Raw genomic sequence first — 15,695 nt, 5'->3', positions numbered from 1 at the left:
AAAAAACTTCCCCACGGTGCTAAAATATTTTTTGGTTCGCCAACCAAAAATATCAGCACGGAGGAAGTCCCATGTCTAAAGACAATAACAGTTTAGCACACACTACCTGGAATTGTAAGTATCACATCGTATTCGCCCCAAAGTATAGGAGACAAATCATTTATGGGAAAATCAAAAAAGATATTGGGGAAATACTGCGTACATTATGTGAAAGAAAAGGTGTAGAAATAATTGAAGCAACCGCCTGTAAGGACCACGTACATATGTTAGTGAGTATACCGCCCAAAATAAGTGTGTCCTCTTTTGTCGGTTACTTAAAAGGGAAAAGCAGTTTAATGATATTTGATCGTCACGCAAACCTGAAATACAGATATGGAAACCGTAAATTCTGGTGTACAGGATATTATGTCGATACAGTAGGTAGAAATAAAAAGGTAATAGAAGAATACATTCGAAATCAAATACAGGATGATATAGTCGCAGAGCAGTTAACGATGATGGAGTACATTGATCCATTCACAGGAGAAGAAGTGAAGAAAAAGAAAAGAAGTTAAAAGGGGAGAAGGCCTTTGAGGTCTGGCCAGTAGAAGTAGTACAATTGGCGAACCTTTCAGTAGCCCTTTAGGGTCTGGTCAGTAACAAAGGCTTTCAGCCGCAGAGAAAACCACCCGTTCTCACGGGTGGTTTTTATTTTCGCCTGATTTTTAAGAGTAAATCCCATTCTTTTCGTATGAATATTTTCTCTGAATCGCAGATATGCTTTTATGAACCTAATTAGTGAGGAGGGAAGTGGAATGTCGAAGGATTTTAATAGAGCTGCTGCATATGAACACCGGTTTTGGCTTCAGGTCCTGGGGGATCATGGTAGATTCCTGCATGAGGGGCTCGCACCTGTCGAGCAGGAGGAAATCGATACGGCGAAATATTTCATAAATACTTTTGACAAACTGCTGCAAAGAGTAGATACAGTTGACTTGATTCATCTTAGCATGAGGGCCGAAGAAGAAGCGAAGAAACTGAGGCAGTTTAAATTAGCGCTCATGGAAAAAATGCTGTTGGGAAAAGTAAAGAACCATTTGGGCCCGACCTTTGTCAATCACATGGTTAACGAAGTGGAAGAATATCTCCGGGTACTTGAATACCTGAAAAGGGGAGAGGTCCCGCCAGTATTTCATGAACTGCACCACCATACCCTCTGGCTGCTTGATGCAGCGGGCCATGCTGGTATTATTAAAAGCAATCTGGACCAGGTCGAAAAACGATTGAAGGCTAAAAGCGGTCAATACGTGAAGCATTTTGAAGATTTCTACTTGAAAGCTGTCGAGATGACTGGTTACCTGCGTGCCAATTTAGCAACTTTCCCTGCATTGGAAAGGATGAATCAAGAAGTTTCATTGGAAATAAAGTTGTTCATGGGGTTCCTTGATGAGTTGAAGGAGCTTAAGTTGACTGAACAGGCATTAGGCACCTTTGCCCCGCTTATGGCTGACCATATGTTCAGGGAAGAGTGTTACTATTTATCAAAGGTTGCGGAAGCAGCGGCATTGCAGAAGCCTGACTGTGATCCTGGGAAACCCAGGCTGAAGGTGGATTAATACGGCTGGATACTAGATAATATCCAATATCATCTAGTATCTTAGCCCTAATTTTGGTAAAAATCAGAACATGCGTTCTCGTTTTGGACGAGGGTATGTTATACTTGAGAAGCAATAGCCAGATCTTCTAGATGGTCGGGTATCCCCGGAGGAAGGGGGTGATGCTTTTGACAGTATTCGAGACCTTTATGGCTATGTTTTCTTTTGCCAGCCTCATCCTCGCAGTGCTGACTTTCAGTCAAAAAAAATAGACCTCCCTTAACCGAATTTGAGTGAGAGGTCCAGCGGTTTTATGTCCGATCCTCAATGGGAACGGCTATTGCATTGGCTGTTGGTGGGCAAACACCGGCAGCCTTTTTATTCATTTTTACAATACAAGGATATCATACAAGACTGGCAATGTCACGGTTATAAGGTATTTAATGAATGAGTTGTTTAGTCTCTTGGCTATACTATTAAAGTTGTCTTAAACTGTGCAAAAGGAGTGGATTGGGTAATGCCAGTATGCAAATTGGAATATGGCGATCTCTATTACGAAGAAGCAGGGCATGGAGCCCCAATTATCTTTCTGCATCCACCAGGCATGGGCAGGAAAGTTTTTTGTTTTCAGAAACCATTAGCCCGCCAATTCAAATTGATACTCCCTGACCTGAGTGGTCACGGAGAATCTACAGCCGTACTGGAAAAAGTCACAATTCAAAAATATGCAGAAGAAGTTTTGAAGCTAGCAGATTCTATCGGAATTGAAAAAGCAACCTTGTTGGGTTACTCTTCAGGGGGCAGTATTGCCCAGGAATTCGCACTGGCTTATCCGGAACGGACTCAAGCCCTGATCTTATCAGGAGGCTTTGCCGAAGTAATTTCGCCAGCGTTGAAGTATGAACATTTGCTCGGGATGTATTTTGTCAAAAAATCCCCGCCAACACTGGCTAAAGTGATAGCTACTGCACATACATTCGAGATAGAATATAGGACGGAACTCATTGAACATATGTTAAAAACGGACCTGAATACTTGGTTTCATTTTTACCACGAGTCTTTGAATTATTCTTGTGTCGGAAGATTAAAAGGACTGTCGGTTCCTTTGTTGCTTATTTATGGGTCAAGAGATTTTATCAACCAGCATTTACGAACCTATGAGAGAGAACTTGAAAGGTTTGAAACCGCGATTATAAAAAATGTTTCCCACCAGGTTCCTGTTAAAAAGTGGCAGGAGTTTAACGAGGAAATAATCGGCTTTTTACAAAAACATCTTCCTATGTCATAAAAAACGCATTGTCATGATCAATGCGTTTTTTATTATCCTTTTTTATCCGGTTTAATGGCCATAAAGGTTGCAAGTGCTGCTGCAATGCTGAGCGCTGTGAGAATGATGAAGATGAGTTTGTTCGAATTTTTCATCAAAAGGGCAATCACTGGAGGTCCGGCTGCTACACCAATAAATCTCATGGAACTATAAATCGATGTAATGGTGCCTCGTTCTTCTTTCTCGATACTCTCTGTGATTAGCGCATCGAGCGGAGGAAGGCTGGCCCCAATTCCAATACCTGCAACCAGGAACATCATGATAAGGAACCACAGCTCTTTAGAAAAACTAAGCAGAGCTACTGCGACTCCTAGCAGCAGTAAACTGGTGAATGTAATCCACTTCATCAGCACCATATTCTTTTTGATTATTTTGCCTGTTATAAATGATGAAAGGCATAGCGCTCCTAATGGCAGAGCCAGCAAAAGCCCTTTCTTCATATCCTTAATTCCGTACTTGTTCTCAAGTATGTCTGAGAGGTAAAACAAAACTCCAAAGAGTACAAACATCACTATTGTTCCAATAAAAAAGATGGCATACAGCCAACGCCCATTCTCAGTGAAAATCAATTTTATTTTCTTGATAAAATCCTTGAAAGGTAAAGGTTTTTCCTTCTTTTTCGGACTTTTCACAAGAAAAATCATCATTATGATTGATATTGCGCAGAACACCGGTATCGAAAAAAACGGAATAAACCAGATAAATCCCGCCAGGAACGAGCCTAAAACCGGGCTAAGAACCTTCCCGAGAGTGTTTGCTGTTTCAATTTCTCCGAGCGCCCCGCTAACTTCATCATCGTTTTTGAACATGTCTCCTACCAATGGCAGTACAATAGGGAATGCTCCTGCTGCCCCGACACCCTGGAGGGCTCTTCCGATTAAGACGATCCAGTATCCATCGTTCATTTGCCATGAGGCCCATCCCGATATGATACCGCCAATTCCTGTTATGATCAGGCTGGGTATAATGACTTTTTTTCGACCGATATGATCCGACAAATATCCGGCAAGCGGGATGAGAAATATCGCAACTATTGAATAAACTGTTATGATTAAGCTTGATTGGAAGGCAGTAATGCCCATTTTCTTTTCCATGACAGGCAAAACGGGAATTAGCATTGAATTGCCAAGAGTCATAACGAGCGGAATGGATGCGATCGAAACAATTGCCCATTTCTGATTATTGACATCATCCTTTTTCGTATCCTTTTCTTTCTTTCCCGGAAGACTCCCGGATTTGGGGAACAAGTTCTCAATATAATTCATCTTCGAAACCTGCCTTTTTTTCAAACTATTTTTAGTGTGGTCTTTATAGACTGAAAATAAAGGTGTCTTTTTATGGTAAAGGTTTACTCTTGTCTAAAGGTGATTACGAATTAAAAGCAATAAAACAGTCTGGCATTTTTTACTGTAAAAGGATAAAATAGGTGGAAAAGTCCTGAAGGGTGGTTAACCATGGCCCAAATCCTGTATTTGAATGTAGGAAAGCCTGAGTATAAGACATGGAAGGGAAAAAAGGAGCAATCAGCTATCGGCAAAAAAGGTGTCAAACATGCCTTTCTGAAAAAGGATTCCTTTGATGGTGATGGCGTAGCTGCAACTGAGTATCATGGGGGTCCAGACAGAGCGGTTTGTTTTTACCCAATAGAGCACTATCAACAATGGTCAGCAGAATTCAATAAAAATATTGAACCCCCAACATTTGGGGAAAATATATCTGTCACTGGGATGAAAGAAACTGATGTATACATAGGAGATATTTTCCGGCTGGGAGAAGCGACTATACAGGTGTCACAGGGGAGAATCCCATGCTCCAAGATCTCTAAGAACAATGATATTGATCCATTATTAAAAAGGGTTGTCCAGACAGGCTTTACCGGCTATTTCTTCCGGGTTCTCGAGGAAGGAATGGTTTATGAAGATTCCAATATTACCTTACTGGAACGGAAACAAGAACACTTTTCAATTTTGCAGGCGAATCAGACCTTCTTTCACCGTAAAGATGACTTTGATGCAATTGAAACACTTATAGGAATTGAAGCCTTGGCAGGTGCCTGGAAAAAAGAGCTTAAAAAACTTTTAATGCAGAAAAGTTAAAATTTTTTCACATTTCTCATTGACAATTAATTATAAACCGCTTAATATTAAAAACAATATAACGCAGAGTGTTGACGAAGAGTAGTAACTGAAACGGGTACTTCAGAGAGCTGATGTTTGGTGAGAATCAGTGTAGCTGTTCAGCGAATGGACTTCCGAGCTTCCAAACCGAACCCCTTAGGCAGTAGGCTTTGGCGAAAAGGCCTTATCGTTACAAAAGGCAGGCATTAAGCAATTCAGGCTTGATGCTTCTAAGTGAGCTGTTTTACAGCTAATTAAGGTGGCACCACGGGTCTCTCGTCCTTATTTTATATAAGGAGAGGGCCCTTTTTTATTTGTCTGCGAAAGAACAATAATTTTATTATGTAAACTCGATGAGCAAGAAGAGTAGGCAGGAGAATTTCCGTTACAGAGAGCCGGGATGGTGTGAGCCGGTACGGAAATACCTGTTGAATGGCCTTGTGAGAGGCAGCCTGAATGATAGTATGGCAGCCCGGTTTCCACCGTTAAAAGGATAGGGTATATCGAATGCATTTTCCTGTACCTGAAGAGAGGGAGCTCTTGCAGTTCCAAAAAGAGGTGGCACCGCGGTCAAATCGTACATCGTCCTCTATACAGCACAATTTCTATGTGCGTGTATAGGGGACTTTTTTTATTTCAAAGGAGGATTCTCATGGAAGTGAAAGCATCAAACTTGTATATTGAGGAAATTGAAGGAGATACCTTAACCCCAATCTCTGTATATCAAAGGATTTCCGGAAAGAAAAAGTTCCTTTTGGAAAGTTCCCACAAACATAATGACTCTGGCCGTTTTTCATTTATTGGCTGTAATCCAGTATTTGAACTGTTAAATGATGAGGGCAAGACCTACCTGGTAACGGAAGGGGCAAAAGAGAGGATTCATGAGTCTTTTTCACAAGCACTGAAAGAATTGCTTCCTAAGGTTAATGCAGAGTCTGAAGTTCCATTTATAGGGGGCGGAGTCGGTTTTGTAAGCTATGATTTCATTCGCGACTTTGAAGAAATTGGGACGCTTAAAGAAGATCCCATGGATATGCCAGAAGCACATTTAATGTTCTTCAATGAAGTCATCGTTTTTGATCATCTAAAACAAAAGATCAGCCTCATAGGAATTCCAATTCCAGGATACAGCAATGAGGAGCTATTGAAAAAAATAAAACAACGTCGAAGTGAACTCGATTCGACTGACAAAAAACAGGTTACAAGCAGATTTTCATTAACAGATTACAAATCTTCACAAAACAGGATGGAGTTTGAAGAGTCGGTTAAAAAAGCAAAGAACCTCATTGAAGAGGGAGAAATTTTTCAGGTAGTGCTATCAAGAAGGCTTTCAGCAGATGCCAAAGGAGATCCTTTTTCTTTCTATCGCAAGTTGAGAGTAGATAATCCCTCCCCCTATATGTACTTCATTGACTTTGAAGACTATGTTGTTGCCGGTACGTCACCGGAAAGCCTTGTGAAATACCGGGAGGGCACGATGATTACCAACCCAATCGCAGGTACCCGGCCCAGAGGAAGTACAACTGAAGAAGACATCAAGCTGGAAATGGAATTAGTCCAGGATGAAAAAGAATTAGCCGAACATAAAATGCTCGTCGATCTGTCCAGGAATGATTTAGGAAAGATTTGTGAAATCGGCAGTATTAATGTTGATAAATTTTTGGCTGTTGAAAGATATCAGTTTGTTATGCATCTTGTATCTGAAGTGAGCGGGAGACTGCTGCCAGATGCTCACCCTATTGATGGACTGTCGGCCTGCATTCCTGCAGGAACAGTATCAGGGGCACCGAAAATTCGGGCGATGCAAATTATCAATGAACTCGAAGCCGAAAAACGAGGAGTATATTCAGGAGCTGTAGGCTACTTCTCCGCTTGCGGAAGCATGGATTTTGCGCTTGCCATCAGAACCCTTGTAGTGAAAGATGGCAAAGGTTATCTTCAAGCAGGAGCTGGAATTGTATATGATTCTGATCCAGCAAAAGAGTTTGATGAAACAAACCATAAATTGAAAGCACTGATGGAGGCTGCCAATGATTCTACTGATCGATAATTATGATTCGTTTACCTATAACCTTTATCAATACCTGAGAGAGCTTGGGGCAGAAGTGAAAACTGTCCGGAACGATAAAATAACGATTCTGGACATCTTGAGAATGGACCCGGAAGCAATCGTCCTATCACCGGGTCCAGGAAGGCCAGAAAATGCTGGTGTTTGTGTTGAAACGGTAAGAAAATTTGCACCAACTATCCCGATCCTGGGAATATGTCTCGGACATCAGGCAATCGCCTATGCATTTGGCAGTTCGATTATCAAGGCAAAAAAAATAAGGCATGGCAAAGAGTCAAAACTTCACCACACAGGTACATCTCTTATGAAGAATCTTGAGGCTGAGCCTGAAGTAATGAGATATCATTCGCTGGTGATCGACCCAGTGACACTGAACAAAGATTTTGAGGTGCTGGCACTAGCTGCTGATGACCGGGAAATAATGGGGATCAAGCATAAACATTACCCTTTGTACGGTCTTCAGTTTCATCCTGAATCTATTGGCACGAAAAGTGGAAAGCAAATTTTAACGAATTTTCTCGCTGAAATCAGAAAGGAGACAAAGACATATGAAATTTTATCTTGAAAAATTGGTTGAAGGAAAATCATTGCTAGAAACTGAAATGGAAGAAGCTGTCCAGGAAATTTTCACCATGGACACAACTGACGCTGAAATCGCATCATTTTTGACAGGACTCAAGTCAAAAGGAGAAACAGCAGAGGAAGTATCTGGCCTGGTAAAAGCAATCAGAAAGCATGCACTTAATTTTACAAAAAATATACCGAATGTTCTTGATAATTGCGGCACTGGTGGAGATGGATCAAAAAGTTTTAACATCAGCACAACTTCGGCATTTGTTATAGCCGGAGCCGGAATTACAGTAGCTAAGCACGGAAACAGGAGTGTATCGAGTAAGACTGGAAGTGCAGATGTTTTGGAGGCACTTGGAGTGAGCCTTGATTTCTCTCCAGAAGCCACAGAAGAAATCCTTGAACAGAACGGGATTGCGTTTCTTTTTGCACCTCATGTACATCCAAAGCTCAAACAAATTATGAAGGTAAGAAGGGACCTGAAAATTCCAACAATCTTTAATTTAATTGGTCCCCTGACAAATCCAGTACAGCTGGACTATCAGCTGCTTGGCATTTACCGAAGGGATATGCTTGAAAAATTTGCCCATGTGCTGGCAAACCTGAACAGGAAGCGGGCAATTGTCATTAATGGTGCAGGGGGAATGGACGAAGCATCCCTTGCAGGACAAAACGAAATGGTCATTGTTTCTCATGGAGAAATCAAGACCATCAAACTTAATCCGGAAGAAGTGAACTTGCCAATATACGAAAACAGCAGCATCCGAGGTGGGGATGCCCAAGATAACGCAGCAATATTGCTTCAGGTACTTAAAGGGAAAAAAGGTGCTCACCGGGATACAGTGCTGCTTAATGCCGGTATTGGTATTTACACGGCAGGCAAAGCTGAATCCATTCGGGAGGGAGTATCTCTGGCAGCAGAAAGCATCGATTCAGGCAAGGCACAGGATAAACTGGAGAACCTGATTAAAATCAGCAATCGAAACCAAAAGGCGGTAGGCTAATATGACGACAATACTTGATTCCATTATTGAAAGAAAAAGAATAGAAGTAGAAGAGATGAAGAAAGCGGGAGTGAATAAACTTGGAGGGGGATTGAACCCTCGTTCATTAATCAAGACACTAAAAGAGGCAAATAATGTGGCCATCATTTCTGAATTCAAGCGAGCTTCACCTTCAAAAGGAGACATTAATCTCTCCCTCGACCCTGTTCAGCAAGCGAAGCTTTACGCCAGGTCAGGGGCATCGGCTATATCTGTTTTAACGGATGAAAAAGGTTTTAAGGGTTCCTTCAATGATTTGAAAAAAGTCAGAGAAGCAGTTGACATTCCGATTCTCTGCAAGGATTTTATCGTCGATGAAATACAAATTGACATGGCTCATTCGGCCGGCGCAGATGTTATTTTGCTGATTGCCTCAGCATTGCAGCAGGACAAATTAGCAGAGCTTTACGAATATGCTTCTCAAAAAGGGCTGGAGTGTTTAATAGAAATTCATGATGAAATGGATTTAGAAAAAGCTCTGAAAATAAATGCTTCGTTAATTGGCATCAATAATCGGGATTTAAAATCTTTCGAGGTCAATATCGAAAACACTGAAAAGCTTGGCCCGCTTGTCAAGAAATCAGGCGCATTAATGATCAGTGAAAGTGGAATGAAAACCAGGGCTGATATAGAGCGTGCAGCAGCAGCTGGAGCAAATGGGGTGCTCATTGGGGAAACATTCATGACCTCCTTTGATATGATGGGAACATTTGCAGATTTCACTGTTCCTATGGTGAGGGATGATCATGAAAGTTAAGATTTGCGGAATTAAAACCATTGAAGCAGCAAAGCACGCATTTAAATGCGGGGCGGATGCGCTTGGTTTCGTATTTGCGGACAGCAAAAGAAAAATAAAAGTTTTAGAAGCAAAAGAAATAATCGAAGCCTTGCCTGAAGACATCTGGAAGGTGGGAGTATTTGTAAATGAGGATCCTGCCAAAATCAAGGAAATCGCCGAGACTGCAGGACTGACTCATATCCAGCTTCACGGTGAAGAACTTCTCGCAGATTTTCGATCAATCGGTCTGCCTTTAATAAAATCTGTTTCCGTTAAGTCACAGGAAGATCTTAAAGAAATTGAGGGTTTAAATGCTGACTATATGCTCCTTGATAGTCCCCCAGGAAAATATCGAGGAGGAAATGGATCAAGTTTTGATTGGGATTTAGCAAGGTTTCTTGACCAGTCAAATAAAAATAAGATATTGGCAGGAGGGCTCAATCCTGAAAACGTCAAACTGGCGATTTCCAAGGTCAACCCGTTTATGGTGGATGTGAGCAGCGGGGTAGAAACAAATGGAGAAAAGGATTTCATAAAAATAAAACATTTTATAAAAAATGCAAAGACTGCAGGGGAGGAAATTTAGATGACTACAAGTACTTATAATTTACCGGATGAAAAGGGGCATTTCGGAAATTACGGGGGAAGGTTTGTTCCCGAGACACTTATGCAAGCTGTCCTGGAATTAGAGAAAGAGTACAACAGAGCATTGGCAGATGAGGAATTCCATGTTGAGCTGCAAAAGCTTATGAAGGATTATGTTGGGAGAGAAACTCCATTATACCTGGCGGAAAATCTTACCGAGCATGCTGGCGGAGCTAAGATATACCTTAAGCGAGAGGACCTTAATCATACGGGAGCCCATAAAATTAATAATACTGTCGGCCAAGCATTGCTGGCTGTGAGGATGGGAAAAAGGAAGATTGTAGCAGAAACGGGGGCTGGGCAGCATGGAGTTGCCACCGCAACAGTCTGTGCCTTGCTGAATCTTGAATGTGTGATCTTTATGGGTAAAGAGGATATCAGGCGCCAACAGCTAAATGTATTCAGAATGGAGCTTCTTGGCGCAAAAGTTGTCAGTGTCGATGCTGGCAGCGGAACGCTGAAAGACGCGGTCAATGAAGCACTCAGATACTGGGTGACGAATGTGAGGGATACCCATTATATTCTAGGATCCGTAATGGGACCTCACCCGTTCCCGAAAATGGTACGGGATTTTCAAAGTGTGATTGGCAAGGAAACGAAAAGCCAATTTTTTGATAAAGAAGGGAAGCTTCCTGATGCCCTAGTTGCCTGTATTGGAGGAGGCAGCAACTCAATTGGTTTATTTTATCCATTCATTGAAGATGAGAGTGTTTCGATTTATGGTGTTGAAGCAGCTGGCTTGGGTCTGACCACCGAAAAACATGCTGCGTCGCTGTCAAAAGGGAAGCCGGGGGTTCTGCATGGTGCAATGATGTATCTGCTACAGGATGAAGATGGCCAAATCCAGGAAGCCCACTCAATTTCAGCGGGACTTGACTACCCGGGAATAGGCCCGGAGCATAGCCACCTGCACGATATCAACAGAGTCAAATATGAATCAGTTACTGATGATGAAGCTCTGGAAGCATTCCAGCTACTGTCAAAGCTAGAAGGAATTATTCCAGCTTTGGAGAGCGCCCATGCCATAGCCTACGCAGTCAAACTTGCAGCAGGAATGAGTAAGGAAGAGAGTATCGTTGTCTGCTTATCTGGCCGTGGCGACAAAGACGTACAGACAATCAAAGATCGCATGGGAGGACTAGAATGATGGATAGAATCGAGAAAGCCTTGACTGAAAAAAGTAAAAAAGCATTTGTACCATATATAATGGCTGGAGATGGGGGATTAGAGAGCCTGAAAGAGAAGCTGCTCTTCCTGCAGGAGTGCGGAGCAGATGCGATTGAAATCGGTATTCCATTTTCAGATCCTGTTGCCGATGGACCAACAATTCAAAAAGCCGGAATACGGGCGCTTGCCCGGGGAATTACAGTTAAAAAGGTGCTTCAGAATTTAGAATCCTATAAGAATGAAGTATCAATTCCTGTGATATTAATGACTTATTTGAACCCGCTGGTCGCATATGGTATTGATGCGTTCTCCCATGACGCAGCCAATGCCGGGGTGTCCGGATGTATTATCCCAGATCTTCCAATTGAGGAAGAAGAATTGGTCCTTGGCTCATTTGAACAGGCAGGATTATCATTAATCAGACTCGTCACTCTTACCACGCCAAAGGAAAGGATAAAAGAGATTGCAGAGAGGGCAACAGGTTTCATCTATGCAGTTACAGTGACAGGAATTACCGGGACAAGAAATAAGTTCAGTGAAGATCTTGCTGAATTTTTGAACTCTGTAAAAAGTGCAAGCTCGGTCCCAGTTCTAGCTGGTTTTGGTGTTTCAACCGAAGCTCAAGTCGAGGAAGTTTGCAAACACTGTGATGGTGTGATTGTCGGCAGTAAGATAATTGATTTATTCGAACAGAATAAGTTAGAAGAAATCAAGAATCTCATCAAATCCGCCGAAAAAGTAAATGTTTAATTTTCCGCTGGTGATTTTGAATTCATACCACAGCAGCGAAACGGTATAAGTGTTTGTTCACCTATAACTTTATAGAAAAATTAAAATGCCGCTGCTTGCTTATTTAAGCAGCGGTTACTTTTTTTCGGCGGTTACGCATACTGTCAGTACCGGTCTCACCTTCAGGAATGAAACTTCAGGATTTCTAAAACCAGCTCTAAGTAAATCCTCTTTCATTTGTATACCTAGCTGTTTCGCCGTATCGTCGTCAGCTCCTTCTTCTCTCGGCTGGACTGTAAGGACTATCCTTCCGTCATTTTCGAGTAATTTATATAAACCTTCCAATGACATCAATGGTTTGTCCCACAAGGGGTAGTTATTAACCGATATTATTTTGTTATAGCAATGATCGGGGTGGAACTCAGCAACATTACCGGTAGTCAGCTGCACTTTTCCTGTTTCAATCCAATTCTTGTTCCTCCTGGCTGCTTCATTCATCATCTTATCGGATAAGTCTATTCCATCCACTAAAATAGACTTATAATTGGACATCAAAGTTTTGATGCCGTATCCCGGTCCGTAACCAATCTCAAGTATTCGGTCGTTTTTTTGAACATGAAGTTTTTTAATGCTCCACTGATTGATTTTTCGGTTTTCAAAATACATGATCGTACCTGCTAGTTTTCCAAGAATCCCTCTGGGCTTCTCGAACTGCTTCGCCAACGATTCTATCATTTTTATCTCACTCCTGAACAATTTCTTTCTCTTTTATACCAGTATTCTCACCTTCTTAAACAATAACCGCTATCCTTTAAGCTTATTTTTTATGCAGAATTAAAGTAATTACAGTCTTGCTTAAAAATATGTTTGCGGAAAGCAGCAGTTAAGCAACGATAATTTGTTGAAATATTTTCTGTCTATTCCGAAAATTATTTCTTGGGAAAGCGCATAATCAGACAAAATCCTACACTGACTTTATTTCCGGTAAAAAGCTTGTCGGTTTTTGTCAGCATTATTTCTTAGAAAAACGTGCGATTTGTTACAGTACACACCAGTTTCTATTTTATATACTTTATGTAAATAAAGTGTGAAAAAATTGGCGAAGTAATTAGCTTTATAAAAGGAAGTTGACCAAAATGAAAATATACGAGGCGATTCTCGCAATCCTTGAAAAGAGGGGAAACGTAACGATTCCAGCCATCTGCGAGGAAATGAGTGAGCAAATACCTGGCCAAACTTGTGAATCTCAATCACAAATCATTTTTGAACCTGGATATATTAAAACTTTAATAACCAGCAATACTGAATTGTTTATAATAAATGATGAAACTGTATCAATAAGGCCGGACAAAGAAGCTTTGCTGCTTACAGTCGTGCTGCATGGTTATCCAGGTCCTGAAATGCGAGTGCGAATAGATTTTAAAAGAAATACTTTCACATATTTTGAGTGGCATCTCGACGCGAAAGCCACGGGTTCTCTAAAGGCTGGTACCTATGGCAATGTAGAAGAACTCAAAAACCAACTTTATTCACTAAGGTTGTGGGACTGGCAGGATGATTACCAAACAGAAGGAATTATCGTGGATGGTACAAGCTGGTCCGTTACGCTAAAAACAAAAGGAAAGACATACGAAAGCAGAGGTCTTGAATCCTATCCGGAAGAGTGGGCTGAATTCTGCAAGGCCATCAGCAAGCTGGTAGGTATTCAATTTTCGTGTTGACCGCAGACGCACTGCGGTTTTTTTCTCGTCAAAAATATGATACGATGGAGCTTATTAAAAAGGCTCTTTTCTCAAACTTTGTTGCTAATGACTACAAAATAGGATGGAATTACCCAAGTTTCTTCACTATTAAGAGAAAAGAGCTTGCCAACTTTTTGCAGCCTGCAAAATGGCTTTTATCACGTTTTTAGGATTTTAACAACCATTTCTCAGAAATAGCCATTAAAAAAGATGAATGCTTCCTTTTAAAAGTTAGAGGATGTTTTTGAAATGATTGTTTTTTGTAAATTTGCCCAGAACGACATAACGTAAAGAGCCAAATTAAAATTTTTAAGCATTTTCACTATAGCGACCACGGAGGTCAATTGGAAAAATGAAAGACATATCTGTACAAGAATTAATCAGTTCAAAAAAATATATACCTGTGGATGTCAGAGCGCCGATAGAGCATCGCGATTCTGCGATACCGGGATCAGTAAATATCCCGCTGTTTACAGATGAGGAAAGACAGGAAATCGGCATATTATACAAACAATCAGGAGAGGAGGCGGCTAAGTGGCGAGCAATGGAAGTCGTTTCTCCCAAGCTGCCAGGTCTTCTGGGTGAAATTAAAGAAATGAAGAAGACCGGTTCTGAACCTGTTATACATTGCTGGAGAGGTGGAATGAGAAGCAAATCTGTTGCATCATTCCTCGAGTTTGCGGGTGTACCTTCTTATAGACTTGAAGGCGGTTACCGCGCATACAGGGAATATATTCTCGAAAAAATTCCCAAGTTGCTGCCTCAGCGAGCTGTTGTATTGCATGGAATGACCGGGACAGGAAAGACAGATCTTTTAAAAGCTCTTCAGGAAAAAGGCTACCCAGTAGTCGATCTTGAACAAATGGCAAATCATAGAGGATCGATTTTTGGAATGATTGGCAAGGGAGAAGCCCATAATCAAAAAACCTTTGATGCTCTGCTATTTGACCGGCTGAAGGAAATTGAAGGCTCTTCATATTTTATCATTGAGGCTGAAAGCAAAAGGATTGGAAGGGCGGCGCAGCCTGAAGAGATTCTTGAGAAAAAGGCGGACGGTATACATTTTCTTGTGAATAGTTCAGTTTCAAAAAGGGTTCAACGAATATACGATGAGTATGTATCTCCTTTTAAAGAAGAGAGCTGGTTTGAAGAAGAGGTACATGAAAAGGTTACAAAGCTTCTTAAAAGGCTGCCGCAGGACGCAGCAGCTTCACTTCAAGTCGCTTTGAAAGAAAAGAATTATCATTTATTGATTGAGATATTGTTAGTTCATTATTATGACCCCCGTTATGGACATGCCCTTTTAGAATATACTGGCCCTTTTATTGAGATTGATGCCGATGATTCTGATGTATTGGTTCAGCTGGAAAAAGAAATTAGAAATAAATTCCTTGACTCAACAGTGGTTTAAGAATTTGATGTAATGGTAAATAAGAAAGGAGGGCAATTCTAATTGCTTTCCTTTTCTTTTATGATTTTTATCACTGAATATTCGGACTATTCAACATATAATTACTTAAGGAACTAATTATAGGAGGATGAATTATGAGCGAATCAAAAAAAACTTGTCATCATCGTTTCTCTCTGCATGAAGAAAATGTCGGATTCACCAATAATGATGGAGTCGATATTTTCAATGCAGGTACCCGGTTCCAAAAGTCCATTACATGCGGACACACCGATTTACCAGTTGAACACAGCGAAATGATTGAAGCGAATCAGATTGAAAAGAGGAATAACCTATTTGCCCCTAAAAATATGTTTGTGACAATGATGAATCTATGATATACCTAAAAACTACAACCGGTTATTCCGGTTTTTTTTTATGCCTTCATTTTTTCGAAATAATAAAAGTAAGCAAGGTAATTAACACTATTAAGACAGTCAAAACCTTTGGTTAAAAGAAAATATCATGTTAAAATATTATTGTAAACG

17 protein-coding genes and 2 other annotated features are annotated in these 15,695 nt (G+C 41.0%); of the genes, 15 read left to right on the top strand and 2 right to left on the bottom strand.

Annotated elements, in window-relative coordinates; all coding sequences use genetic code 11:
• Window positions 1-71 precede the first annotated feature (71 nt).
• The 4 genes from tnpA to B5X77_RS18405 all read left to right on the top strand — a co-directional run bounded on the left by tnpA (window position 72) and on the right by B5X77_RS18405 (window position 2,862).
• On the top strand, window positions 72-554 hold the full coding sequence (tnpA, locus tag B5X77_RS18415; RefSeq protein ID WP_079508195.1) for an IS200/IS605 family transposase: 483 nt from the start codon (window positions 72-74) through the stop codon (window positions 552-554).
• A gap of 240 nt (window positions 555-794) precedes the next feature.
• Window positions 795-1,595 (top strand): DUF2935 domain-containing protein, encoded by an 801-nt coding sequence (locus B5X77_RS18410; RefSeq protein WP_079509388.1) that lies wholly within the window; start codon window positions 795-797, stop codon window positions 1,593-1,595.
• Between the two features lie 131 nt (window positions 1,596-1,726).
• Entirely contained in the window at window positions 1,727-1,846 is a 120-nt protein-coding gene (locus tag B5X77_RS24040) for a putative holin-like toxin (protein ID WP_373887822.1), read from the top strand.
• A 245-nt stretch (window positions 1,847-2,091) separates the two neighbouring features.
• Window positions 2,092-2,862 carry an alpha/beta fold hydrolase gene (locus tag B5X77_RS18405; protein WP_079509387.1) on the top strand — a complete coding sequence of 257 codons (771 nt, stop codon included), beginning with the start codon at window positions 2,092-2,094 and terminating at the stop codon, window positions 2,860-2,862.
• 32 nt (window positions 2,863-2,894) lie between these two features.
• On the opposite strand, the gene B5X77_RS18400 is transcribed toward B5X77_RS18405, so the two are convergent.
• A complete protein-coding gene (locus tag B5X77_RS18400) occupies window positions 2,895-4,166 on the bottom strand; it encodes an MFS transporter (protein WP_079509386.1) in 1,272 nt (423 codons plus the stop codon).
• A 189-nt stretch (window positions 4,167-4,355) separates the two neighbouring features.
• Here B5X77_RS18400 and B5X77_RS18395 point away from each other — a divergent pair, with 189 nt between their 5' ends.
• The 8 genes from B5X77_RS18395 to trpA all read left to right on the top strand — a co-directional run bounded on the left by B5X77_RS18395 (window position 4,356) and on the right by trpA (window position 12,039).
• Window positions 4,356-4,997, top strand: coding sequence for an MOSC domain-containing protein (locus B5X77_RS18395; RefSeq protein ID WP_079509385.1), 642 nt, complete (start codon window positions 4,356-4,358; stop codon window positions 4,995-4,997).
• A gap of 62 nt (window positions 4,998-5,059) precedes the next feature.
• Window positions 5,060-5,305: a binding site (T-box leader), on the top strand.
• A 57-nt stretch (window positions 5,306-5,362) separates the two neighbouring features.
• Window positions 5,363-5,611 (top strand) — a binding site (T-box leader).
• A gap of 59 nt (window positions 5,612-5,670) precedes the next feature.
• Window positions 5,671-7,068 carry an anthranilate synthase component I gene (gene trpE, locus B5X77_RS18390; protein ID WP_079509384.1) on the top strand — a complete coding sequence of 466 codons (1,398 nt, stop codon included), beginning with the start codon at window positions 5,671-5,673 and terminating at the stop codon, window positions 7,066-7,068.
• Window positions 7,049-7,651, top strand: a complete 603-nt coding sequence (locus tag B5X77_RS18385) for an anthranilate synthase component II (protein ID WP_079509383.1) — start codon at window positions 7,049-7,051, stop codon at window positions 7,649-7,651. The genes trpE and B5X77_RS18385 overlap by 20 nt, the downstream gene beginning before the upstream one ends.
• Window positions 7,635-8,660 carry an anthranilate phosphoribosyltransferase gene (gene trpD, locus B5X77_RS18380; protein ID WP_079509382.1) on the top strand — a complete coding sequence of 342 codons (1,026 nt, stop codon included), beginning with the start codon at window positions 7,635-7,637 and terminating at the stop codon, window positions 8,658-8,660. The genes B5X77_RS18385 and trpD overlap by 17 nt, the downstream gene beginning before the upstream one ends.
• 1 nt (window position 8,661) lies before the next feature.
• Window positions 8,662-9,456, top strand: coding sequence for an indole-3-glycerol phosphate synthase TrpC (gene trpC / locus B5X77_RS18375; protein WP_079509381.1), 795 nt, complete (start codon window positions 8,662-8,664; stop codon window positions 9,454-9,456).
• Complete coding sequence (locus B5X77_RS18370) at window positions 9,446-10,063, top strand: phosphoribosylanthranilate isomerase (RefSeq protein ID WP_079509380.1); 618 nt, start codon at window positions 9,446-9,448, stop codon at window positions 10,061-10,063. Before trpC ends, B5X77_RS18370 begins: the two co-directional genes overlap by 11 nt.
• Window positions 10,064-11,269: a tryptophan synthase subunit beta gene (gene trpB, locus B5X77_RS18365; RefSeq protein ID WP_079509379.1), complete on the top strand. Its 1,206-nt coding sequence runs from the start codon at window positions 10,064-10,066 to the stop codon at window positions 11,267-11,269.
• On the top strand, window positions 11,269-12,039 hold the full coding sequence (gene trpA / locus B5X77_RS18360; RefSeq protein ID WP_079510297.1) for a tryptophan synthase subunit alpha: 771 nt from the start codon (window positions 11,269-11,271) through the stop codon (window positions 12,037-12,039). Before trpB ends, trpA begins: the two co-directional genes overlap by 1 nt.
• Before the next feature lie 114 nt (window positions 12,040-12,153).
• Here the strand turns inward: trpA and B5X77_RS18355 are convergent, their stop codons facing one another.
• Window positions 12,154-12,753, bottom strand: a complete 600-nt coding sequence (locus B5X77_RS18355) for a class I SAM-dependent methyltransferase (protein ID WP_079509378.1) — start codon at window positions 12,751-12,753, stop codon at window positions 12,154-12,156.
• A gap of 401 nt (window positions 12,754-13,154) precedes the next feature.
• Here B5X77_RS18355 and B5X77_RS18350 point away from each other — a divergent pair, with 401 nt between their 5' ends.
• The 3 genes from B5X77_RS18350 to B5X77_RS18335 all read left to right on the top strand — a co-directional run bounded on the left by B5X77_RS18350 (window position 13,155) and on the right by B5X77_RS18335 (window position 15,545).
• Window positions 13,155-13,739, top strand: a complete 585-nt coding sequence (locus B5X77_RS18350; RefSeq protein WP_079509377.1) for a hypothetical protein — start codon at window positions 13,155-13,157, stop codon at window positions 13,737-13,739.
• A 373-nt stretch (window positions 13,740-14,112) separates the two neighbouring features.
• Complete coding sequence (gene mnmH, locus B5X77_RS18340) at window positions 14,113-15,171, top strand: tRNA 2-selenouridine(34) synthase MnmH (RefSeq protein WP_079509375.1); 1,059 nt, start codon at window positions 14,113-14,115, stop codon at window positions 15,169-15,171.
• A 134-nt stretch (window positions 15,172-15,305) separates the two neighbouring features.
• Window positions 15,306-15,545: a hypothetical protein gene (locus B5X77_RS18335; protein ID WP_079509374.1), complete on the top strand. Its 240-nt coding sequence runs from the start codon at window positions 15,306-15,308 to the stop codon at window positions 15,543-15,545.
• Window positions 15,546-15,695 lie beyond the last annotated feature (150 nt).

It is taken from the genome of Mesobacillus jeotgali, from assembly GCF_900166585.1.
In the GTDB taxonomy this organism is placed as follows: Bacteria; Bacillota; Bacilli; order Bacillales; family Cytobacillaceae; genus Mesobacillus; species Mesobacillus jeotgali_A.
The sequence above is the reverse complement of the archived record's forward strand: the minus strand, read 5'-3'. Positions and strand labels throughout refer to the sequence as shown.